The organism is Hominiventricola filiformis (genome assembly GCF_020686965.1).
Classification (GTDB): Bacteria; Bacillota; Clostridia; order Lachnospirales; family Lachnospiraceae; genus Hominiventricola; species Hominiventricola filiformis.
The window spans coordinates 53,227-76,545 of record NZ_JAJEPS010000009.1 but is presented as its reverse complement, the minus strand read 5'-3'; the positions used below and the strand labels follow the sequence as shown (position 1 = coordinate 76,545).

Annotated in this window: 21 protein-coding genes and 1 tRNA gene; all 22 read left to right on the top strand. The window is 48.3% G+C overall.

Annotation, left to right across the window (positions count from 1 at the left end; translation table 11 throughout):
- Nucleotides 1–19: 19 nt before the first annotated feature.
- The 22 genes from LKD36_RS10315 to LKD36_RS10210 all read left to right on the top strand — a co-directional run bounded on the left by LKD36_RS10315 (nt 20) and on the right by LKD36_RS10210 (nt 23,302).
- A complete protein-coding gene (locus tag LKD36_RS10315; protein ID WP_308459538.1) occupies nt 20–1,321 on the top strand; it encodes a TrkH family potassium uptake protein in 1,302 nt (433 codons plus the stop codon).
- A gap of 12 nt (nt 1,322–1,333) precedes the next feature.
- Complete coding sequence (locus LKD36_RS10310; RefSeq protein ID WP_118771117.1) at nt 1,334–2,002, top strand: potassium channel family protein; 669 nt, start codon at nt 1,334–1,336, stop codon at nt 2,000–2,002.
- Nucleotides 2,003–2,116: 114 nt separating this feature from the next.
- Complete coding sequence (gene proS, locus LKD36_RS10305; protein ID WP_118771118.1) at nt 2,117–3,553, top strand: proline--tRNA ligase; 1,437 nt, start codon at nt 2,117–2,119, stop codon at nt 3,551–3,553.
- A gap of 2 nt (nt 3,554–3,555) precedes the next feature.
- Nucleotides 3,556–4,902: a CCA tRNA nucleotidyltransferase gene (locus LKD36_RS10300; RefSeq protein WP_331465216.1), complete on the top strand. Its 1,347-nt coding sequence runs from the start codon at nt 3,556–3,558 to the stop codon at nt 4,900–4,902.
- Nucleotides 4,903–4,988: 86 nt separating this feature from the next.
- Entirely contained in the window at nt 4,989–6,011 is a 1,023-nt protein-coding gene (locus tag LKD36_RS10295) for a CotS family spore coat protein (RefSeq protein WP_118771119.1), read from the top strand.
- Between the two features lie 9 nt (nt 6,012–6,020).
- Nucleotides 6,021–7,754 (top strand): phospho-sugar mutase, encoded by a 1,734-nt coding sequence (locus tag LKD36_RS10290; protein WP_118771120.1) that lies wholly within the window; start codon nt 6,021–6,023, stop codon nt 7,752–7,754.
- Nucleotides 7,755–7,764: 10 nt separating this feature from the next.
- Nucleotides 7,765–8,190, top strand: a complete 426-nt coding sequence (locus tag LKD36_RS10285) for a MazG family protein (RefSeq protein WP_118771121.1) — start codon at nt 7,765–7,767, stop codon at nt 8,188–8,190.
- 64 nt (nt 8,191–8,254) lie between these two features.
- On the top strand, nt 8,255–8,527 hold the full coding sequence (locus tag LKD36_RS10280; RefSeq protein ID WP_118771122.1) for an HU family DNA-binding protein: 273 nt from the start codon (nt 8,255–8,257) through the stop codon (nt 8,525–8,527).
- A 13-nt stretch (nt 8,528–8,540) separates the two neighbouring features.
- Nucleotides 8,541–8,780 (top strand): RNA-binding S4 domain-containing protein, encoded by a 240-nt coding sequence (locus LKD36_RS10275; protein ID WP_118771123.1) that lies wholly within the window; start codon nt 8,541–8,543, stop codon nt 8,778–8,780.
- A 74-nt stretch (nt 8,781–8,854) separates the two neighbouring features.
- Nucleotides 8,855–9,142, top strand: coding sequence for a sporulation protein YabP (yabP, locus tag LKD36_RS10270; protein ID WP_118771172.1), 288 nt, complete (start codon nt 8,855–8,857; stop codon nt 9,140–9,142).
- An 11-nt stretch (nt 9,143–9,153) separates the two neighbouring features.
- Entirely contained in the window at nt 9,154–9,591 is a 438-nt protein-coding gene (yabQ, locus tag LKD36_RS10265; protein WP_308459537.1) for a spore cortex biosynthesis protein YabQ, read from the top strand.
- A gap of 14 nt (nt 9,592–9,605) precedes the next feature.
- Nucleotides 9,606–9,920: an FtsB family cell division protein gene (locus LKD36_RS10260; protein WP_118771125.1), complete on the top strand. Its 315-nt coding sequence runs from the start codon at nt 9,606–9,608 to the stop codon at nt 9,918–9,920.
- 163 nt (nt 9,921–10,083) lie between these two features.
- Complete coding sequence (locus LKD36_RS10255; protein WP_118771126.1) at nt 10,084–11,490, top strand: SpoIIE family protein phosphatase; 1,407 nt, start codon at nt 10,084–10,086, stop codon at nt 11,488–11,490.
- Between the two features lie 75 nt (nt 11,491–11,565).
- Nucleotides 11,566–12,972 (top strand): tRNA lysidine(34) synthetase TilS, encoded by a 1,407-nt coding sequence (gene tilS / locus LKD36_RS10250; RefSeq protein ID WP_308459536.1) that lies wholly within the window; start codon nt 11,566–11,568, stop codon nt 12,970–12,972.
- 3 nt (nt 12,973–12,975) lie between these two features.
- Nucleotides 12,976–13,503 (top strand): hypoxanthine phosphoribosyltransferase, encoded by a 528-nt coding sequence (gene hpt / locus LKD36_RS10245; protein WP_118771128.1) that lies wholly within the window; start codon nt 12,976–12,978, stop codon nt 13,501–13,503.
- A 54-nt stretch (nt 13,504–13,557) separates the two neighbouring features.
- On the top strand, nt 13,558–15,345 hold the full coding sequence (gene ftsH, locus LKD36_RS10240; protein ID WP_118771173.1) for an ATP-dependent zinc metalloprotease FtsH: 1,788 nt from the start codon (nt 13,558–13,560) through the stop codon (nt 15,343–15,345).
- Nucleotides 15,346–15,593: 248 nt separating this feature from the next.
- The gene (locus LKD36_RS10235) at nt 15,594–17,654 is read left to right on the top strand and encodes a glycoside hydrolase family 13 protein (RefSeq protein ID WP_308459535.1); all 2,061 of its coding nucleotides are present in this window, start codon (nt 15,594–15,596) and stop codon (nt 17,652–17,654) included.
- A gap of 157 nt (nt 17,655–17,811) precedes the next feature.
- Nucleotides 17,812–19,407 carry a xylulokinase gene (locus LKD36_RS10230; RefSeq protein ID WP_308459534.1) on the top strand — a complete coding sequence of 532 codons (1,596 nt, stop codon included), beginning with the start codon at nt 17,812–17,814 and terminating at the stop codon, nt 19,405–19,407.
- A 94-nt stretch (nt 19,408–19,501) separates the two neighbouring features.
- The gene (locus LKD36_RS10225; RefSeq protein ID WP_308459533.1) at nt 19,502–21,175 is read left to right on the top strand and encodes a glycoside hydrolase family 13 protein; all 1,674 of its coding nucleotides are present in this window, start codon (nt 19,502–19,504) and stop codon (nt 21,173–21,175) included.
- Between the two features lie 19 nt (nt 21,176–21,194).
- A complete protein-coding gene (locus LKD36_RS10220; protein WP_308459532.1) occupies nt 21,195–22,178 on the top strand; it encodes a D-2-hydroxyacid dehydrogenase in 984 nt (327 codons plus the stop codon).
- Between the two features lie 139 nt (nt 22,179–22,317).
- Nucleotides 22,318–22,389 (top strand) — tRNA-Gln (locus tag LKD36_RS10215).
- Nucleotides 22,390–22,930: 541 nt separating this feature from the next.
- Nucleotides 22,931–23,302 carry a hypothetical protein gene (locus tag LKD36_RS10210; RefSeq protein WP_308459531.1) on the top strand — a complete coding sequence of 124 codons (372 nt, stop codon included), beginning with the start codon at nt 22,931–22,933 and terminating at the stop codon, nt 23,300–23,302.
- The last annotated feature ends 17 nt before the right edge of the window (nt 23,303–23,319 follow it).

The following is a 23,319-nucleotide window of genomic DNA, read 5'->3' as shown; positions in this document are numbered from 1 at the left end:
GGACAGGAGTAACGATACAATGAATATTCAGGAATTTATAAAAAAGCAGCCGCCGGGCAGACTCATTACCATGGGATTTGCACTGGTGATTCTGATCGGTACATTGCTTTTGTTATTACCTTTTTCTATAAAATCAGGCGTGACAGTAACGCCTCTTAATGCCCTCTTTACGGCCACCAGTGCAGTATGTGTGACGGGTCTTGTGGTGGTGGATACCGCGGATACCTTTACGGCTTTCGGACAGACGGTCATTGGTATTTTAATCCAGATCGGCGGTCTGGGTGTGGCTTCCGCAGGACTGGGCCTTATGATTGCTGCCGGAAAGAAAGTCAGTATCAAGAGCAGGGTGCTGGCAAAGGAAGCGTTAAATGTAGACAGTTACAAAGGAATCGTCCGTATGGTGGAAGCAGTGCTTCTGATTACTCTGGTGGTGGAAACCGCGGGCGCTCTGTTATCGTTTCCGGTTTTCCTGAAAGATTATTCCCCGCTCCATGCGCTGGGAATCAGTATTTTTCACTCGGTAGCTTCTTTTAATAATGCGGGATTTGATATTCTTGGGAATATGACAAATCTGATTCCCTATCGGGATAATGTGGCATTGAATCTCATTACCAGTGTACTGGTCATCGTGGGTGGTATTGGATTTCCGGTTATTCTGGATCTGGGGAGACAGCGGAATTTCCGAAGGCTGACACTTCACACAAAAGTGGTGCTGGTGACGACGGGTATTTTATTGGCTGGCGGTACGCTGCTTTTGAAGCTGACGGAGCCCATCTCCTGGATGGCGGCATTTTTCCACAGCATGTCCGCCAGAACAGCGGGATTTTCCACCTGTTCCCTGGGAAGCTTCAGCAATGGGGGACTGTTCGTAATCTGTATCCTCATGTTCATCGGAGCATCTTCCGGTTCCACCGGAGGCGGTGTGAAGACCAGTACGATGTTTGTATTGCTGCAGTCGGTGCGGAGCGAATTTTCCAAGCGCCCGGTAGGCGCATTCCGGAGAAGTATTCCGAAGGAAAATGTATCCAGGGCGTCCATGATCGTGATCTGTTCCGCCCTGATGGTCTGCGTGGGAACCTTCCTGATGTGTGTGGCGGAGCCGGAGCTTACCTTCATGCAGCTCTTTTTTGAGACGGTGTCAGCCTTCAGTACTGCAGGATTATCCACCGGTATTACGCCGGGACTTGGCATTGCAGCCCGGTGGATTTTGATCTTTTTTATGTTTACCGGAAGGCTGGGTGCCATGACCATGATCACGATCTGGGTCAGCCGGCAGCCGAAAAATGCAAGATATACGGAGGAATCCGTGACCATAGGATAAAGGAGAACGAGTATGATAAAGAAAAAGAAAGAATCAGCTTCCTTCGGGGTCATCGGACTGGGACGGTTCGGCACTGCCCTTGCCATTACACTGGCACAGGCCGGTAAGGAAGTGATTGCCGTGGATCGGGATGAAAGCCGTGTGAAAGAGCTTCGGCAGTATACAGATTATGCCTTTGTGGCAGATACCATCTACAGTGATACGTTAAAAGAAATCGGTATTCAGAACTGCGATGTGGTGGCAGTCTGCATCGGTGAGAAAATTGACGCCAGCATCCTGATTACCATGAGCGTCATCGATCTGGGCGTGCCTAAGGTCATTGCCAAAGCCAGCAGCGTGGAGCAGGGGGAAGTGCTGAAGCGTATCGGTGCCACGGTCGTCTACCCGGAGAAGGATATGGCAGTGCGCCTTGGAAAACGGCTCATTTCCAGCACCTTTATGGATTACATCGCTCTTGATAACAGTGTGGAGATCCGTCAGATTTCCGTACCGGAGTCCATGCTGGGAGCCAGTGTCATGGAGCTGAATATCAGAAAGAAATACGGTCTTAATATTATTGCGGTGCAGAACGGCCATGAGACGAATATTGAGATTGCGCCGGATTACCGGTTCCGGGAGGGTGATGTGCTGGTAGTGATTGGAAAGATCAAAAACATTGACCGGATGGAAAATGATTGTTAAGAGAATGTTGACAAACCCTTCATTCCTTTTTACAATTAAAAATGGTGCAAAATTGCAGGAAAACGGCTGCTGACGAGAAGGCGCGGCGGCTATGAAAAAGGAGATTGCAAAAAAATGGCAAAAGACAAAAAATTAGTAGAAGGCATCACTTCCATGGACGTGGATTTCGCCCAGTGGTACACCGATGTCGTGAAGAAAGCAGAGCTGTGTGATTATACCAGCGTAAAGGGATGCATGGTAATCAAACCGGCTGGCTATGCAATCTGGGAAAACATCCAGAACGAACTTGACCGCAGATTCAAAGAGACAGGGGTAGAGAATGTATATCTGCCGATGCTGATTCCGGAGAGTCTGCTTCAGAAAGAGAAAGACCATGTAGAAGGATTTGCTCCGGAAGTAGCATGGGTTACCCATGGCGGACTGGAACCGCTGCAGGAGCGTATGTGTGTACGTCCGACTTCCGAGACTCTGTTCTGCGATTTCTATCAGAAAGAGGTTCATTCCTACAGAGATCTTCCGAAGGTATATAACCAGTGGTGTTCTGTACTCCGTTGGGAGAAGACCACAAGACCGTTCCTTCGCTCCAGAGAGTTCCTGTGGCAGGAAGGACATACCGTACATGCGACTGAGGAAGAGGCAGAGGCACGTACCCAGCAGATGCTGAATGTTTATGCAGACTTCTGTGAGCAGGTACTGGCTATTCCGGTTATCAAAGGACGCAAGACAGATAAAGAGAAATTCGCAGGTGCCATTGCCACCTACACCATCGAGGCACTGATGCATGACGGAAAGGCACTGCAGTCCGGTACCAGCCACAACTTCGGTGACGGATTTGCAAAAGCATTCGGCATTCAGTTCACGGATAAAGACAACCAGCTGAAATATGTCCATCAGACTTCCTGGGGTGTGACCACTCGTCTGATCGGTGCCATCATTATGGTACACGGTGATGATTCCGGACTGGTACTGCCGCCGCGGATCGCTCCGGTACAGACTATGATCGTTCCGGTTGCACAGCACAAAGAGGGCGTTCTTGATAAAGCATATGAGCTGAGAGACAAACTGTCCCGTCAGTTCAAAGTAAAAGTAGATGATTCCGAAAAATCTCCGGGCTGGAAGTTCGCTGAGCAGGAAATCAAAGGTATTCCGACCCGTATTGAGATCGGACCGAAGGATATCGAGGCAAATCAGGCAGTCATCGTCCGCCGTGATACCAGAGAGAAGATCGTGGTATCCCTTGACGAGATCGAGACAAAACTGGGTGAGATTCTTGAGACCATGCAGCATGACATGCTGGAGAAAGCAAGAGCTCACAGAGATTCTCATACTTACGATGCAACCACTTACGAAGAGTTCGTGGAGACCATCAACAACAAACCGGGCTTCGTAAGAGCAATGTGGTGCGGAGACCAGGCTTGTGAGGATAAGATCAAAGAAGATACGACCGCAACCAGCCGCTGCATGCCTTTCGAACAGCACCAGCTGTCCGGCACCTGTGTATGCTGCGGAAAACCTGCGAAAAAAATGGTATATTGGGGTAAAGCATATTAAATATGATTCAGATTGAGATTCCGGAAAAAGTCAACAGGATAATCAGTACACTCGCCGCGGCAGGCTATGAAGCTTATGCCGTGGGCGGGTGCGTCCGTGATGCACTTCTGGGAAGAGAACCTGCAGACTGGGATATTACCACATCGGCTTCTCCCTATCAGGTGAAAGCATTGTTTGCCAGAACCATTGATACGGGCATCCAGCATGGCACCGTCACGGTTATGCTGGGAAAAGAAGGGTTCGAGGTCACCACCTATCGGCTGGATGGAGAGTACGAAGACTGCCGTCACCCGAAGGAAGTGGTCTTTACCAAGAGTCTCTTAGAAGACCTGAAGCGCAGAGATTTTACCATCAATGCCATGGCTTACAATGAAGAGCGGGGCCTGGTGGACGAGTTTGACGGAGTCGGTGATCTGAAACGCGGTATCATTCGCTGCGTGGGAGAAGCCAGAGAACGGTTTCAGGAGGATGCGCTCCGTATGCTGAGAGCCGTCCGGTTTGCAGCGCAGCTGGGATTTGTTCTGGATGAGCAGACGAAACAGGCAATTTGTGAGCTGCGGGAGAACCTCAGAAAAGTCAGCGCAGAGCGGATTCAGACAGAGCTGGTAAAATTACTGGTATCTCCCCATCCGGAACGGCTTCTGGAAGCATGGGAGACGGGTATGACTGCTGTGGTGCTGCCGGAATTTGATGCCTGCATGGCGTGTGAGCAGAACAATCCCCATCATAGTTACTCCGTAGGAGTGCATACCATCAAATCCATGGGTGAGGTGGAGGCAGACAAAGTCCTTCGGCTTACCATGCTGTTCCATGATTTTGGAAAGCCCCAGGCAAAGACAACGGATGCTAATGGCATTGACCATTTTCGCGGTCATCAAAAGATCAGTGAAGAACTGGCAGGTGGGATTCTGAGGAGACTGAAATTCGATAATGAAACTATCCGGCAGGTGAAGAAGCTGGTCAGCTGTCATGACGATCATCCGGCCAGAACACCGGCGGGTGTCAGAAGAGCAGTGAACCGGATCGGAACGGATCTCTTTCCTATGTATCTGAAAGTACAGCGGGCTGATATTATGGCACAGAACCCGGCGACCAGAGAGGATAAGCTGGCGAAGCTCTATGTAGTGACGGAGCTGTATGAGCAGATCTTGAAAGAAAAGGACTGCGTAACCTTAAAACAGATGGTAATTACCGGCAGAGATCTGATGATGGAAGGAATTCCTGCAGGTCCCGGACTTGGAGAAGTGCTCTCCAAACTTCTTGATCTGGTCATCGAAGATCCGAAACGTAATGAGAAGACATGGCTTCTTGCAAAAGCAAAAGAGATTTATAAAGCGTCACGGGAATAATTTCCGCGGCGCTTTTTTTGTGCTATTTTCATACATTTCCTCATAAGATAGAAGGTACGAAGTGACCGGAATATGGGGGAAAGTCTATGAATGATCGGGATTTACAGGTGCTGGAGCAGTACCCGTTTACTGTCAGAGGAAGCTTTAGAGTCAGGGGCGCATTCCTGCTGGATACCAGTGAGGGACGCAGACTGATCCGGGAATATTCCGGAAGCGTGCAGAAGCTTGAGACGGAGCAAAAGCTGCTTTTGCATCTTCAGGAGCAGGGGTATCTGGTGGACCGGATGGAACCGGATCAGGAAGGGAAGCTTGCAAGCGTCTGGCGGGAATATAATTCCTATGTGGTAAAAGAGGCGTTGGAAGGACGGGAGTGTGACACCAGAAGCGAGAGCGAGATCATGAAGGCGGCATCTCTCCTGGGAAGCCTTCATCTGTCCATGCGGAATTGTATGGAACTGTCAGAGGAGGAATACGTCCGGATGATCGGATCGGATGCGGAAGATGAACTGCGCCGCCATAACCGGGAGTTGAAGAAGATTGACCGCTTTATCAGGAAAAAGACCCGGAAAAATGAATTTGAGACGGCTTATCTTAGCTGTTTTCCCAAGATACTGGAGGAAGCAGAATGGATGGAGCGGATGCTGGAGAGGAGTGCATACAAAAAGCTTCGGCAGCATGCGTTGGAAGAAGGTCATTTCTGCCATGGGGAATATACCCATCATAATATTCTGGTGAATGGCAGCCGGATGGCGGTCATTAACTTTGAAAAGTGTTCCGTCAATGTACAGATTAATGATCTGTATCATTTCATGAGGAAAATTCTCGAGAAACAGAACTATGATTTCCGATTGGGAATAAAAATGCTGAGAGCATATGAAGAGAAGAACCCCCTCAGCCCGGAAGAACGGGAATATCTGGGCATCCGCATGGAATATCCGGAAAAATTCTGGAAGCTTGCCAATTATTATTACAACACCAACAAAGCATGGATCCCCGGAAAGCATATGGAGAAACTGGAGAAATTCCTCGGGCAGCAGGAAAAAAGAGTTTCCTTTTCCAGGGAGTTATTGTATAATAATTCTAATCAACCAAGAAAATCAGGGAGGTAATTGTGCAAAATGGACTACAAAGAGATTTATGAGGAGTGGCTGTCCAACCCGTATTTTGATGAAGCTACAAAAGAAGAATTAAGATCCATTAAGGATGATGATAAGGAGATTAAGGAGCGCTTTTACAAAGATCTGGAGTTTGGTACCGCCGGACTTCGCGGAGTGATTGGTGCCGGTATTAACCGTATGAATATTTATGTGGTACGCCGTGCAACCCAGGGCCTTGCCAACTACATTATCAAACAGGGCGGCCAGGATAAGGGTGTTGCCATTGCCTATGATTCCCGCCGGATGTCTCCGGAATTTGCTGAGGAAGCAGCTTTGACACTGGCAGCAAATGGAATTAAAGCATACAAATTCGAGTCTCTTCGTCCGACTCCGGAACTGTCCTTCGCAGTACGTGAACTGCACTGCATCGCAGGTTTGAATATTACTGCCAGCCACAACCCGGCTGAGTACAATGGATACAAAGTGTACTGGGAGGATGGTGCACAGTTTACACCGCCTCATGACAAAGGCGTTACCGCAGAGGTACTGGCAATCACCGATCTTTCTACCGTAAAGACCATCAGCCAGGAGGATGCCATTGCCGCAGGAAAATATGAGATTATCGGTAAAGAGATTGATGACAAATTCATCGCTCATGTAGAAGCACAGGTAGTGAATCAGGATGCCATTGACAAGATGCAGAAAGACATCCGCATTGTCTATACCCCGCTTCATGGTACCGGCAATCTTCCGGCAAGAAGAGTATTAAAAGAGCTTGGATTTGAAAACGTATATGTAGTAAAAGAACAGGAACTTCCGGATGGAAACTTCCCGACCGTTAATTATCCGAATCCTGAATCTCCGGCAGCATTTGAGCTGGGTCTGAAACTTGCAAAAGAAGTAAATGCAGATCTGGTGCTGGCAACAGATCCGGATGCAGACCGTCTCGGCGTTTATGTCAAAGACAGCAAATCCGGCGCGTATATTCCGTTGACCGGTAATATGTCCGGTTCCCTTCTGTGCGATTATGTGTTAAGCCAGAAGCAGGCAGCAGGCAAGATCCCGGCAGACGGTGAAGTGGTAAAATCCATTGTAACCACCAATCTGGTAGATGCCGTTGCTGCAAATTATGGCTGCAAACTGATAGAGGTACTGACCGGATTCAAATATATCGGTCAGCAGATTCTGAAAAATGAGGAGACTGGAAAAGGCACTTACCTCTTCGGTATGGAAGAGTCCTATGGCTGCCTGATCGGTACCTACGCAAGAGATAAGGATGCGATTTCCGCAGTGGCAGCTCTCTGCGAGGCAGCTGCTTATTACAAGATGAAAGGTATGACCCTGTGGGATGCCATGGTAGCAATGTATGAGAAATACGGCTACTATAAAGATGCGGTAAAATCCATCGAACTGAAAGGCATTGAAGGTCTTGCAAAGATCCAGGAGATTCTGGAGACTTTAAGAAACAATACTCCGACTGAGATCGGCGGCTATCATGTAGTATCTGCAAGAGACTACAAACTGGATACCGTCAAAGATATGAAGACTGGTGAGGTACATCCGACCGGACTTCCGGTTTCCAATGTACTTTACTACGATCTGAATGACGGTGCATGGCTTTGTGTCAGACCTTCCGGAACTGAGCCGAAGATCAAATTCTACTATGGAATCAAGGGAACTTCTCTTGAAGATGCTGATCAGAAGAGTGCAGCTCTCGGAGAAGAAGTGCTTTCCATGATCAACAAGATGCTGTAAGGACAGGCTTATGTATAGTTACGAGGAACTTCTGAATGTAATTGCGCAGCTTCGAAGCGAACATGGCTGCCCCTGGGACAAGGCCCAGACCCATGAGAGTCTGATCCCCTGTCTTCGCAACGAATGCGAGGAAGTGGTACAGGCAATCGAACAGCATGACGAAGAAAACTTGTGTGAAGAACTTGGAGATGTACTTCTCCAGGTTCTTCTTCATGCAAGAATTGCCGAGGAAGAAGGACAGTTCACCATGGCAGATGTGGTGAATGGTCTGGCAGAGAAAATGGTGCGTCGTCATCCCCATGTATTTGGGAATGAGGAGTACGGTTCTCCGGAGCAGAATCAGGCCCGTTGGGAGGAGATCAAGCGCCAGGAAAAGGAAGCGAAAAAGCGCCGGAAACTGGCTGAAAATCAAGGAAATCTGCTTGACAAACAATAGGAAAACGGGTATAACTATTGATACATGCTATAAAACAAGAAAGATCCGAGGAGGAAATAAAGACATGAACAAAGCAGAGCTGATCGCAGCAGTTGCAGAGAACGCTGAGTTGACTAAAAAAGATGCAGAGAAAGCTGTTAAAGCATTTATCGACGTTGTTACAGACGAACTGAAGAAAGGTGAGAAAGTTCAGGTAGTTGGATTTGGTACTTTCGAAGTAGCTGAGAGAGCAGCAAGAGAGGGAAGAAACCCGCATACTGGCGAACCGATGCCGATCGCAGCTTCCAAAGCTCCGAAATTCAAAGCAGGAAAAGCTTTAAAGGACGCTCTGAACTAATCAGGTGAAATAAATGAGATTAGACAAATTCCTGAAAGTATCCAGGCTGATCAAGCGGCGCACGGTTGCCAACGAAGCCTGTGATGCAGGCCGTGTACTGGTGAATGGAAAATCCGCCAAGGCATCCCTGAACGTGAAAGAGGGAGATGTCATTGAGATTGAGTTCGGTACGAGAACCGTGAAGGTGGAAGTGCTGGACGTACAGGAAACGGTCAGGAAAGACGAAGCGAAAGAGCTTTACAAATATTTATAAGAATAAAGAAGAGAACCTCCTAATATATTTTAAAAGAATATATGGGAGGTTTTTTTATGATAAAAACAGGAACGATGGAAGAACGTCCACAGAACAGAGGCTCGCACAAACTGTCGGTCATGAACCGCAGGACCGGAAGCATTACGGGAGTGTCTGACGTCATCTCCTTTGACATATCCGAGGTACTGCTGGAGACAGAGCTGGGCATGCTGCAGATTAAGGGGGCAGATCTTCATGTAAACCGGCTGTCACTGGAAAAAGGTGAGATTGATCTGGAGGGCAGGATTGACAGCTTTCAGTATTCGGAGGTCTCAGACTTTAAGAAAGGCGGAGAATCCCTGCTGAACCGCCTGTTTCGATGAGGGTGCCGGAAATGGGACTGATCAGGGAACTTATGTTTTTTGGACTTGCAGTCCTGAGGGGGATGCTCATCCTGGTGATTTATGATGGTATCCGCATTTTTCGGCGGGTACTGCCCCACGGCGTCTGGAGCGTGGCGCTGGAGGATGTGTTGTACTGGTTTCTGTCTGCATTACTTGTTTTTCAGCTGATCTACAGGGAGAACGACGGGGCGCTCAGGGGCTATGCGCTGGCTGCGGTGGCAGTTGGAATGTTTGTCTATCATCAGACAGTCAGCACCTGGCTGGTGGAACACATTGCGTGGATTTTAAATGGGTGTCTGGGGATCATCTGCAGGCCGGTGCAGGCAGTTGGTGGAAAATTCTGTAAATTTGTTAGATTATTGTATCGCTTTTGTAAAAAGAAATTGAAAAATGGTTTCCGGGAGTTTATAATTATTCTATTCTCATAGGGAGGAGGCGGAATATGGCAGCGAAAGCGAAAAGCAGACGGCTCCGTGAGCGTAGAAGACATCTGGAATCCTGGGGAATTATTCTGATTGTGCTGATTGTTTTTGGTGTCAGTACCGTAGGAGGAATCCGTCTGAAGCAGAAAAATCTTTCATATCAGGAGAGAGAGAATAACATTCAGGCTCAGATTGATAAGGAAAAGGAGCGGAGCAAAGAGATCGAAGATCTTGAGGCTTATACACAGACGAAAAAGTACGTGGAAGATGTGGCGAAGGACAAGCTGGGACTTGTCTACCCGGATGAAATTATTTTTAAAGCAAGTGATAAATAGGACTGTGAACGAAGAATGGCCCGTGTAAAAACTGATATTCCGGTTTTTGCACGGGCTGTCTTCATGTCGAAAATATTTCTGCCTGAACCACTTCCAAATGACAAAGATTGCGGATTCATGATTTCTATAATCCCTCTACCGGAAAGAAGAGGAGGGAAAACATATGGAATGGAGTAAATACGTATTGTCAGTCATGGTAGGAGGATGTCTGCTGGTCCTGTATGGAAAGAAGGGCACCGGGCGGAACAAGTGGCTCTTCGGAGCCGGAACCGGGACAAGCCTGATGGCTATGGAACTGGCGGTAGAGTACATGCTGAACAAAGCGGCATGGGAAATGGCGCTCAGTATTATGAAAGGTGGAGCCATATTTTCCGTTATCGTCCTGCTGGGCTATGTAAGAGAGTGGTTCGGAAGTGGGAGAAACCTGCCGGAGGAGAAGGAACTGCTGCATCCGGTCCGGCAGTGGATGAAGGAATACCAGGAAAGCTTTCTGCAGTTATCAAGGAGCTTTTGCATGACGCCGCAGCCGGTGGAAGGCCTGGACCGGGGGGAACGGCTCCTGCAGCTTCGGCTTGCTGAAAACCGGATGGCAGCGGCCGGGCAGATTCAAGAGATGAGCCAGATACTGGAAGGCGCCATGGAACGAATCTACGGGACGCAGGAGGACGGAAAGCTGGAGCAGGAGATCGGACGCCGCATGAAGCTGATGGGCGTTCAGGTGGAAAAAGTATTTTTCTATGGCCCAAGGGGAAAGAAACGGCAGATCTATCTGGTCATGAAGACGAGAAAGAAGATCTGCGTGCCGGTGAAAAAAGTGGCGGGCGTCCTGTCGGAGCTTCTGGACTGTGAGATGATGCCGGACCGGGACAGCCGCACATTCGTGGGGCAGGAACGGATTACGGTACTGTTTGTGGAGGGCACTGCGTACAATGTGTTGTATGGAGTGAGGAAAGCTGTGAAAAAAGGAGAGGTGGTGTCGGGAGACAATTTCTCCGTATTCTGGCTTCCGGATGGCAGATTTTATGCCGGTCTTTCAGATGGAATGGGGTCAGGACTTCAGGCCTGTTCCCAGAGCGAGCTGGTGCTTGATCTGCTGGAACAGTTTTTGGAAGCTGGATTTTCCAAGGAAACGGCGATTCGCATGATCAACTCATCCCTTGTGCTGCAGCCGGATACCCGGATCTTTTCTACGATGGATCTGGCGGCGATAGATCTTTATACAGGAGTGTGTGAGTTTCTGAAGATCGGATCGGCGGCAAGTTTTCTGAAGAAGGAACATGGCGTAGAATGCATCCATGGGTACAGCCTTCCTGCCGGAGTCTCCGGACAGCTGTCGCTGGATCCGTTCCGTATCCGCATGTATGATGGAAATCTGCTGTTCATGGTAACGGACGGCGTGCTGGGAGCACTTCCGGTGGGAGAGGAAGAACAGATCTTAAAAGATCTGATTGGAAATCTGCCCGCCGGGACTCCGGCTGAGATGGCAGAACGGCTGCTGGAGCAAGTAGAGGCCTATGGTGGGGGAACAGATGATATGACGGTTCTGGTAGTGGGAATCTGGAAGCGGTGACCGGAAAAAGAATTGCATTTTCCGGGGCTTTTCTTTATAGTGATAGAGGAATATGGATACAAAGGACGTGAAACCATGAGGGAAAAAGTATTTTCCTGTCTGGAAAAATGGCATATGACAGAACCGGGCATGCGGATTGTGGTCGGACTGTCCGGTGGGGCGGATTCGGTGGCTCTTCTTCTGCTGCTCTCTGAATACAGAGAAAAAGGGCAGATTGAAGTGGAAGCACTGCATGTCCATCATGGCATCCGGGGAGAGACGGCGGATCGGGATCAGGCATTCTGCGAAGCATTTTGCAGGGAGCGTGGAATTCCGCTGAAAATTGTAAAAAAAGATGTGCCGGAAATGGCGGTGGGGCTTCATATGAGTCTGGAAGAAGCCGGGCGGGAAGCCCGCTATGAGGCATTTGAAGAATATCAGAGGGAGCACCCGGGCAGCAGGACGGCGCTGGCCCATCATCAGAATGACCAGGCAGAGACCATGCTGTTCCGGCTGATGAGGGGCACGGGCCTTCGTGGACTCAGGGGAATGGAGCCGGTCCGGCTGCCGTATATCCGGCCCCTTCTGTGCGTGACGAAAGAAGAAATTCTGGAATTTCTGAAGGAGGAAGGCATCTCCTGGGTGGAGGATGAGAGCAATCAGGAACTGTCCTATACGAGAAATAAGATCCGGCATCTCCTGCTGACGCCTATGGAGCAGATCTGGCCCGGGAGTGTTTCCAGAATGGCCCGGACTGCAGAACAGCTGCGGGAGACCGAGGAGTATCTGCTGAAGGAGACGGAGAAAGCCTGTGCGCTGTATGCACAGATCCAGACGGAGGAGATCAGGATTCGTCTTGCCGCATTTGAGGAACTTCATCCGGCTATGCAGAAACGGATGGTATTAAGTCTTCTGGAACAGCTTATGGGAAGTGGAAAAGATCTGGAGGCGGTTCATGCAGAACAGCTTGTATCTCTGGCCCATGGAAAGCGGGGCGGAAGAACCAGTCTTCCTGGAGGCGCATATGCGGAGCTTGGATATAAGGATCTCCTGTTGCGGAGAAAGAGCAGAAAAAAGACCCCGGTGGAATATCAGGAAGAAGTACGGATTTGCCTGCCGGAGAATTTTTCAGAGCAGCCGCGGGCGGAGTTTGTATTTGGCGGGGAAACCTTTCTGTTTTCGATGGAAAAAGCGGGGAAAATGAAGAAAATTCCCAACAGATGCTATACGAAGTGGTTTGATTATGATAAAATTAGACACGGTTTGGTTATTCGTACCCGCAGGCCGGGAGACTGTCTGGCAAACGGGGAACATGCCCATAAAAAACTGAAAGATTATCTGATAGACAGTAAGGTACCGCGGGAAAAGCGGGACGGACTGATTCTTCTTGCCGACGGAAATCAGGTGGTCTGGATCGTGGGAATGAGAATCAGTGAAGACTATAAAGTGACAGAACAGACGAAGACCATTTTAAAAGTACAAATAAAGAACAGGGAGGAATAAACCATGGAAAAACATCATATTGAAGTTATGCTTTCGGAGGAGAAAGTTGACGCAAGAATCAAAGAGCTGGGTGAACAGATCAGTCGTGATTATGCAGGAAAAAGCGTTCATCTGATCTGTATTTTAAAGGGCAGCGTATATTTTACCTGTGAACTGGCAAAAAGAATTACTGTACCGGTAACCATGGACTTCATGCAGTGCTCCAGCTACGGCGGAGAGACCAAATCCAGTGGAATCGTCAAGATTGTGAAAGACCTGGATGAAACGATCATGGATCGCAATGTAATTATCATTGAGGATATCATCGATTCCGGACGTACGTTAAGCCATCTGAAAAAATTGCTGGCGCAGAGAAATCCGGCCAGCCTTAAGATCTGTACACTTCTGGATAAACCGGAGAGACGTGTGGTAGACGTGGATGTGGAATATGTAGGATTCCAGATTGAAGATAAATTTGTAGTAGGATATGGACTGGATTATGACCAGCAGTATCGTAACCTGCCGTATATCGGCATGGTAGAGTTTGACTAACAGGAGGATAAGAAAAGCTTGAACAGACAGTGGAGAGGAATCGGCTCCTATCTGATGTTCTTTGCCGTAATCTGCATGGTACTCATGTTCTTTGAGAGCCAGATGCAGGGAAAAGCCATGTACACATATGAGCAGTATGAGCAGGCTATCGACAATGCGGACATCACCAGCGCGACAATTACGCCGAATCAGGAGACACCGACGGGTACGGTCACATATACTCTGAAGGACGGTTCCGTTAAGACAACAAACATCCTGAATACGGAGGATGAAGAAGAAACATTAAAAGCGGCAGGCATCAGCTGTGATGTGGCTGCGGTCAAAGGTCCCGGATTTTTTGAAACCTATGGGATGCCACTGATCATGTGCGGAATGATGTTTTTTGTTCTGGTCATGACCATGGGAAGAAATGCGGGCGGCGGCAATGCCAAGATGCTGGACTTCGGAAGAAGCCATGCACAGATGACTTCCGGAGAGGATGCTAAGATCGGTTTTAAAGATGTGGCAGGACTGGAAGAAGAAAAAGGGGAACTGGAGGAGATCGTGGATTTCCTGAAGAACCCGGGACGTTATACGAGAGTGGGAGCAAGAATCCCCAAAGGAGTGCTGCTGGTAGGCCCTCCCGGAACCGGTAAGACGCTGATCGCCAAGGCGGTGGCAGGAGAAGCGGGAGTTCCGTTCTTCAGCATTTCAGGTTCTGATTTTGTGGAAATGTTCGTGGGAGTCGGTGCATCCCGTGTCAGAGATCTTTTTACCAACGCAAAGAAAAATGCGCCCTGTATTGTATTTATCGATGAGATTGATGCGGTAGCCAGAAGAAGAGGTACCGGCATGGGCGGCGGACATGATGAGAGAGAGCAGACGCTGAACCAGCTTCTTGTAGAGATGGATGGTTTTGGAGTCAATGAAGGCATCATTGTTATGGCAGCAACTAATCGTGTGGATATTCTCGACCCGGCGATCTTACGTCCGGGACGTTTTGACCGGAAGATCGGAGTGGCGCGTCCGGATGTGAAAGGCCGTGAGGCAATTCTCCGCGTGCATGCAAAGAACAAACCGATGGGTGAGGATGTAGATCTTCATCAGATTGCGCAGACGACGGCAGGATTTACCGGAGCAGATCTGGAAAATCTTCTGAATGAGGCGGCGATCATAGCGGCGAAGGATGACCGTGCTTACATGATGCAGGCAGATATCAAGAGAGCATTTATCAAGGTTGGTATCGGTGCGGAGAAGAAGAGCCGTGTCATCTCTGACAAAGAGAAACGGATTACCGCATATCATGAAGCGGGTCATGCGATTCTGTTTCATGTACTTCCGGATGTGGGGCCGGTCTATACCGTATCCATCATTCCGACCGGAGTAGGGGCAGCAGGTTATACCATGCCGCTTCCGGAGAAAGACGAGATGTTTAATACCAGAGGCAGAATGATCCAGAATATTGTGGTGGATCTGGGAGGCCGTGTAGCTGAGGAGCTGGTATTTGATGATATCACCACAGGTGCATCTCAGGATATTAAACAGGCAACTTCCATTGCCAGATCTATGGTGACCAAATACGGTATGTCTGAGAAACTGGGTCTGATCAGCTATGGAAGCGATGAAGAGGAAGTCTTTATCGGACGCGATCTGGCACACGACAGAGGATATGGTGAGCAGGTGGCAGGCGAGATTGACCGTGAGGTCAAAGAGATCATCGACAGCTGCTATGCACAGGCAAAGGATATTATCATGAAGTACCGTTCCGTATTGGATGCCTGCGCAGAGCTTCTTCTGGAAAAAGAGAAGATAGGAAGAGAAGAATTTGAAGCTCTGTTTCCGTCAGAAGAAACAGAAACCTAAAAAATACTGTGCAAAATACACAAAATTGAAATGTGATTTTTGTGATGTTTGTGCACACTTCGGTTGGGGAATATGCTATTATACTAACTGTAAAAACCCCCAATACATTATATAGTTTTTGCTACACCCCATAAGAAACAAGAAATACCTTCTCCTAAAAAAGACAGCACTACCCCCGCTGTCTTTTTTACTGTCCTTTTTTAAGGGAACAGGATATAATAGAATAAAAGGCAGGGGGCAGCAGTGTTATGTGGGGAAACGAAAAATTCAATCAGAAAGCTCTGTTCAGTGATGAAAGCGGAAATTACAGAAAACCGGCAGAACCGGACAGAGGAGAACGGGTGGAGATTAAATTTCGAACCGCCCGGAACGATGTGGATCTGGTATACCTGATCTGCGGAAATCAGAAGACAGCCATGGAAAAAACATATTCAAAAGATATGTTTGATTACTATGTCTGTGCTTTGGGACCGCTGGAAGGACCGGTCCACTATTTTTTTGAGATTATTGCAGGAAATCAGAGATGTTTTTATAACAAACTGGGAGTGACGGAAGATCTGCAGGAAGCGTACGCATTCCGGATTCTGCCGGATTTTCACACGCCGGACTGGGCGAAGGGCGCAGTTATGTACCAGATCTTCACAGACCGGTTCCGGAACGGAGAGCCGTCAAATGATGTGGAAGACCGTGAGTATTTTTATACCGGACGGTATGTACACAAAGTAAAGGACTGGGAGAAGCTGCCGGATGCCTATGATGTCCATACTTTTTACGGAGGAGATCTTCCGGGCGTGGGGGAGAAACTCGATTATCTGCAGGAGTTGGGAATCGAGGTACTGTATCTGAATCCTATCTTCGTGTCACCGTCCAATCACAAGTATGATACGCAGGATTATGATTATATCGATCCACATCTGACGGTGATCGCGGAAGACGGCGGAGAGTGTCTGACAGAAGGAGATCTGGATAACAGCCATGCGGCCAAATATCAGAAACGGGTGGTGGATAAGAAAAACCTGGATGCCAGCAATGCGTACTTTGCAGAGTTTGTGAAAGAAGTGCATGCCCGCGGCATGCGGATTATTCTGGATGGAGTCTTCAATCACTGCGGCTCCTTCAATAAATGGCTGGATCGGGAATGTCTGTATGAAGGTGACGGCACATATGAAAAGGGAGCGTATGTATCTGCCAGCAGCCCTTATCGGGATTTTTTCAAATTTAATAATGAGCATGAATGGCCGTATAATCCATACTATGACGGCTGGTGGGGGCATGACACGCTGCCGAAGCTGAATTATGAGCAGTCTCCCAATTTGCGGGAGTATATCCTCCATATTGCGGAGAAATGGCTGAAACCTCCTTACAGCGTGGATGGCTGGAGACTGGATGTGGCGGCAGATCTTGGCTATTCGGAAGCCTATAATCATGATTTCTGGAGAGCATTCCGGCAACGGGTGAAGAAGACAAATCCAGAGGCGTTGATTCTGGCAGAGCATTATGGAGACTGCAGTGCGTGGCTTCAGGGAGACCAGTGGGATTCGGTTATGAACTATGATGCGTTTATGGAGCCGATCACCTGGTTTTTAACAGGTATGGAGAAACACAGTGATGACAGGCGGGATGACCTCTATGGCAATGCAGGAGCCTTTCAGGATGCCATGCTCCGGAACATGGCGCGTTTTTGCGAACCTTCACTAGAGACGGCCATGAATGAACTGTCCAATCACGACCATTCCCGGTTTCTTACCAGGACCAATCGCAAGGTAGGGAGAATTCATACACTGGGGGCAGCTGAGGCTTCTGAAGGCATCCGTAAAGGCGTGATGAAAGAAGCAGTGGTATTTCAGATGACCTGGGTGGGATGTCCCACTGTGTATTACGGAGATGAGGCAGGATTATGCGGATTTACGGATCCGGATAACCGGAGAACCTATCCATGGGGGCGGGAAGATCAGGACCTTCTGGCATTTCACCGGGAAATGATCCGTATTCGAAAAGAACATCCGGTGTTGAGATATGGTTCCACCCGGTTTCTGACCATGGAGGAACAGTTTATCAGCTATGGACGGTTCGATGGGCGTGAAACGATCCTTGTGCTTATGAATAATGCCCAGGAAGAACGAAAGGTGGAGATTCCTGTCTGGATGGCAGAAGTGCCGGAAGAGGCGAAACTGGAATGCCTGATGGAAACCAGTGAAACAGGATATTCCACGAAAAATGACAGATATCCGGTACGGAATGGAATTCTGTCCCTGACGGTTCCGGGCGTTTGTGGAATGGTCCTTCACATTTGTTCCTATATTGGGTAAGATGTATTCTTTCCCGGCAGAATCATGCATCTATTTTGGTGAAAATGACCTTGAATCGTTTGAAAAGATATCCGTGCTATGGTATGATAAAACATAATGGGTCCGGACAGGAAAAGTGTGAAGATACCGGACGATAAGAAGCAGGAGGGTAAGACTGATGAGCGATGTAAAGAATACAATTGTAAATGGAAAAGCAGTATTGGGAATCGAGTTTGGTTCCACCAGAATCAAAGCAGTGCTGGTGGATGAGAACAATATGCCGATTGCATCCGGCGATCATGACTGGGAGAACCGGCTGGAGAATGGCGTGTGGACATATACGCTGGAGGATATCTGGACCGGGCTGCAGGACTGCTATCAGAGGATGACAGAAGATGTAAAGGAAAAATATGGTGTGGCAGTGGAGAAGCTGGCAGCCATCGGATTCAGTGCCATGATGCATGGATACCTGGCATTTGACAAAGAAGGCAATCTTCTGGTACCGTTCCGCACCTGGAGAAATACCATTACCCAGGAAGCCTCCGAGGCGCTGACGAAGGTATTTAACTTCCATGTACCGCAGCGTTGGAGCATTGCACATCTGTATCAGGCAATTTTAAATGGAGAAGAGCATGTACCGCAGGTAGACTTCTTTACCACACTGGACGGCTATATTCACTGGCAGCTGACCGGAGAAAAAGTACTGGGTGTAGGAAGCGCTTCCGGCATGTTCCCGATTGACTCCACCATCAAGGATTATGACAAAGCAATGATTCAGAAATTTGATGAGCTGGTTGCACCGAAGGGATTCCCGTGGAAACTGGAGCATCTGCTCCCGAAGGTTCTGCTGGCAGGTGACAAAGCCGGTGTGCTGACCGAAGAGGGAGCTAAGAAGCTGGATCCGACCGGAACTCTTCAGGCAGGCTGCCCGTTATGCCCGCCGGAAGGTGACGCCGGAACCGGTATGCTAGCCACCAATAGTGTGAAACAGCGCACTGGTAATGTATCTGCAGGTACCTCCGTATTTGCCATGATCGTACTGGAGAAAGCATTAAAGAGGGTGCATGAGGAGATCGATATGGTAACGACTCCGAGCGGAGATGCAGTTGCCATGGTACACTGCAACAACTGTACCTCTGATCTGAATGCATGGGTGAATATTTTCAAAGAATTTGCAGAGAGCTTCGGCATTGATGTAGATATGAATAAACTGTTCGGAACTCTTTACAACAAAGCACTGGAAGGTGATAAAGACTGCGGCGGACTGCTGGCATACAACTATTTCTCCGGAGAGCATATTACCGGATTTGAAGAGGGACGTCCGATGTTCGTTCGTACTCCGGACAGTAAATTCAGTCTGGCAAACTTTATGCGTGCCAATCTTTACACCTCTCTTGGCGCACTGAAGGTAGGTCTTGATATCCTTCTGAAAGAGGAAGAAGTAGCCATTGACCGTATTACCGGACACGGCGGACTCTTTAAGACCAAAGGTGTTGGACAGAAGATCCTGGCAGCTGCCATGGATGCAACCGTATCTGTTATGAAGACGGCAGGAGAAGGCGGCGCATGGGGAATTGCCCTCTTAGCCTCCTACATGGTAAATAAAGACGCAGGAGAAGCACTGGAAAATTATCTGCAGAACAAAGTCTTCGGCGGAGACGAGGGTGAAAAGATGGATCCGGATCCGGAGGATGTAAAGGGCTTTGATGAGTTCATCAAGCGTTATCGTGCAGGATTCCCAATTGAGCGGGCAGCAGTTGACGCTCTGAAATGATTATGCAATAATAAGCCATAAACGAAGGCTGCCATAAGCTTAAAGTACCCATATGGGGCTTTCGCTTATGGCAGTTTTTTTATGGAGGAGTAACATGGAAAGAAAATGGTGGCATGATAAAATTGCCTGTCAACTTTATCCGAAGAGCTATCAGGATTCTGACGGAGACGGAATCGGTGATCTGAAGGGGATCATCAGCAGACTGGATTATTTGAAAGAACTTGGGATCGATATGGTCTGGCTGTCACCCATCTATGCGTCACCTTTTGTGGATCAGGGATATGACATTTCTGATTATTATAAGATCGCACCGGAATTCGGTACCATGGAAGACTTTGAAGAGTTGGTGGCCGGACTGAAAGCGCGGGATATGCACCTTATTATGGATCTGGTTCTTAATCACTGTTCTGATCAGCACGAATGGTTTCAGAAAGCGTTGAAGGATCCTTATGGTCCTTATGGTGATTATTTCTACTTCCGGAAAGGAAAGAATGGAAAAGCGCCGTCTAACTACCGCTCCTATTTCGGAGGCAGCATGTGGGAGCCGGTGCCTGGCTGGGAGGATCTTTATTATTACCATTCTTTTGCCAGGGAGCAGCCGGATCTTAACTGGTATAATCCGGCAGTGACCAGGGAACTCTATCAAATGATTAACTGGTGGGCAGAAAAAGGGGTAGATGGCTTCCGGATAGATGCGATCATCAATATCCAGAAGGATCTGTCCTTCCCGGATTACGAGCCGGATGGTCCCGATGGTCTGTGTTCTGCAGACGTGGTGGTAAGTCATGCCTCCGGCATCGGAGAGATGCTGGAGGACCTGAAAAAGCATACCTTTGCCCTTCATGATTCTTTTACGGTCGGAGAAGTATTTAATGGAAAAGAAGAAGAACTGAGGGAATTCATCGGTCCTGACGGACATTTTTCTTCAATCTTTGATTTTTCGCAGCATTTACTCTGCCTGGGGAAACATGGATGGTATGAAGCGAAGCCTGTGGATTTTAAGACATGGAGAAGTACCATTTTTGCTTCCCAGGCGGAGGTGGAATCCTTCGGAAGGTATTCCAATATTATTGAAAATCATGATGAGCCGAGAGGTGCCAGCATGTTCCTGCCGGATTATGGGCAGAATGATGCCGGAGTCAAGATGCTGGGAACTGTCAGTGTTCTGCTCAGGGGAATTCCTTTTATTTATCAGGGACAGGAAATCGGTATGAAGAATGTCAGGAGAACCTCTATCGAGGAGTTCGATGATATCAGTACGAAGGATCAGTATGCAGAGGCGCTCGCAGCAGGGCTTGATGAGCAGGAGGCACTTGCCGCCTGCAACCGGCTGAGCAGGGACAATGCCAGAACCCCTATGCAGTGGAGCAGCGATAAAGAAGCCGGGTTTACAGAAGGAACACCATGGCTTGCGGTCAATCCGGATTACCAGAAGACGAATGTGGAAGCCCAGGAGAGAGATCCGGATTCCATCCTTCATTATTACCGGAAGCTGACGGCTCTTCGGAAAAATCCTGCTTATAAAGATACGTTTGTGTATGGCTGCCTGAAACCGGTGTATGAGGAGACTGAACAGGTGATGGCTTATATCCGGGAATATGAACATCAGAGGATTCTGGTGATGGGAAACTGGGGACAGGAGGCGGCAGAACTGGAACTTCCGGGTACGGTGAAAGAAGTGCTGCTCAGTAATCTGCCTGATGTGGTGCTGGATGGCCGTCAGCTTTGGCTTAAGAGCTGTCAGGCAGTGGTGTTACAGATGGAATAGAAGGGAGAGATTTGTGAAGATGGACAGAATCAAAGCGGCGGTGCTTTTTGACTGCGATGAGCGCCAGAGAGAAGAACTGGAAGCAGCAGGAAAAGATATGGTGGAATTCGTCTACGTGCCGGAGGATATGAGCAGAGAAGAGCGGCTGCCAATGTTAAAGCAGGCGCAGATTATCTTTGGACAGCCGGGACTTCGAGAGATCGCTCAGTGTGAAAATCTCCACTGGATTCAGATGAGCTGGGCGGGTACAGATATCTACACCGCACGAAACGGATTCCCGCGTGAAGTGGCGCTGACCAATGCCAGTGGCTGCTTTCATATCGTCATTCCGGAATATGTGATTGCAGTGCTGCTGGAACTTTGCAGAAATCTGAAAACATATGCAGTACAGCAACAGGAGAGAAAGTGGAGTCCGATCCCTTCAGAGATGCTTCTCTATGGAAAGCGGGCACTGATTCTCGGTGCAGGAGATATTGGGACCGGCGTGGCAGAACGGCTTTGTGCGTTCGGTGTCAAAATAATCGGGATGCGAAAAACAGACCGGAACTATCCGGACTGCTATGATGGAATGATTACGCCGGATGAACTGGATCAGGAACTGCAGAAAGCAGATATTGTGATTAATTGTTTGCCGGGAACCGCAGCAACAAAAGGACTGTTGAATAAACATCGTTTATGTCTGATGAAGGAGAAGGCACTCCTTGTCAACGTTGGAAGAGGAAATGTGATTGACATGGAAGCACTGGTCAGTGTTCTGAAAGAAGGACATCTGGGAGGTGTAGCGCTGGATGTGGTTGATCCGGAACCTTTGCCGGAAGATCATCCGCTCTGGCATATGGAGAAAGTAGTTCTCACACCCCACATTGCCGGCCGGAGCTTCGGTTTTTCCAAAGATACGGAAGATCGTATCGTGCACTTGTGGAGCCAGAATCTGAAACGGTATCTGGAAGGAAAAGAACTGGTGAACCGGGTCAGTTTTGAGACAGGTTATGCATCAAAATAGCTGAAAAACCTTTCAATGACGGGGAAAATTCGAAACTGCAAAAAAGTTGAAAAAAATTAAAAAAAGTACTTGCATTTTTTCGCGGTATGTCCTATAATAACATTCGTTGGTTGACAACACACCAATAAAACAACAATTTAGGGCTATCGCCAAACGGTAAGGCAACGGACTCTGACTCCGTCATTTCAAGGTTCGAATCCTTGTAGCCCTGCTAGAATGAGAGTTTTCCAGAGATGGAAAGCTCTTTTTTTGTTCAAAATTTTTCCCTTTAAATAAAGCTGCCGGGAGCCGTGGAGTTCCCCTCTGACAAGACTGCCGGGAGCTGTGGAGTTCCCCTCTGACAAGACTGCCGGGAGCTGTGGAGTCCCCCTCAGACAAAGCTGTCGGGAGCTGTGGGTCTATAGCGCGTCAGCCCCCTTTTCAGTTCCTGTTTCCCGGCGCCACAACAAGCTTTTGCAGATGAAATGGGTCTGAAACGCAGATTGGCGGTCGCAAGCTCCCTCGTTTTTGAAAAAGGCAGGAACTTTTGTAAGCAAGTTGGGTGCTGAGCCCACGCCCCGGCGTGGACGGGGGAACAAGGATCTGAGACATTTTTATACAGATTTTGGTGAGAAATCAAGCTGAAGAGTTTTCCAGAGATGGAAAGTTCTTTTCTTGCAAAACATAAATTTTTTGAAATGGGTGAAACTTTTTAATGGGGCCAGTGATCTAATAGATTGAAAATAGAAAATAATTTGCAGGAGGCAATAATTATGAAAAGAAAATTTGCAATGATGGTACTTGTAGCAACAATGACAGCATCTATGATGACAGGTTGTGGTGCAAAATCAGATAACTCAGGAGCAGCACAGCAGGAAGAAACTACACAGCAGGAAGGAACTGCAACAGAGGGACAGTCTGAAGAGACATCTACTTTTACCGGAACATTAGATGAAGTAAAAGACTTTATGTTTATTGTAACAGGTGAGGATGGAACCTGCTATGAATTTACTTTCGATGAGGAGAAACCGGAAGGACTGGACAGTGTAAATGTAGGTGACAAGGTGACTGTAACTTATACAGGTACCGTGTCAGAAGTAGACCCGTTCGAAGGGGAAGTGCTCTCTGTAGAAGCAGCAGAATAAAGGAACATCAGGGAAGA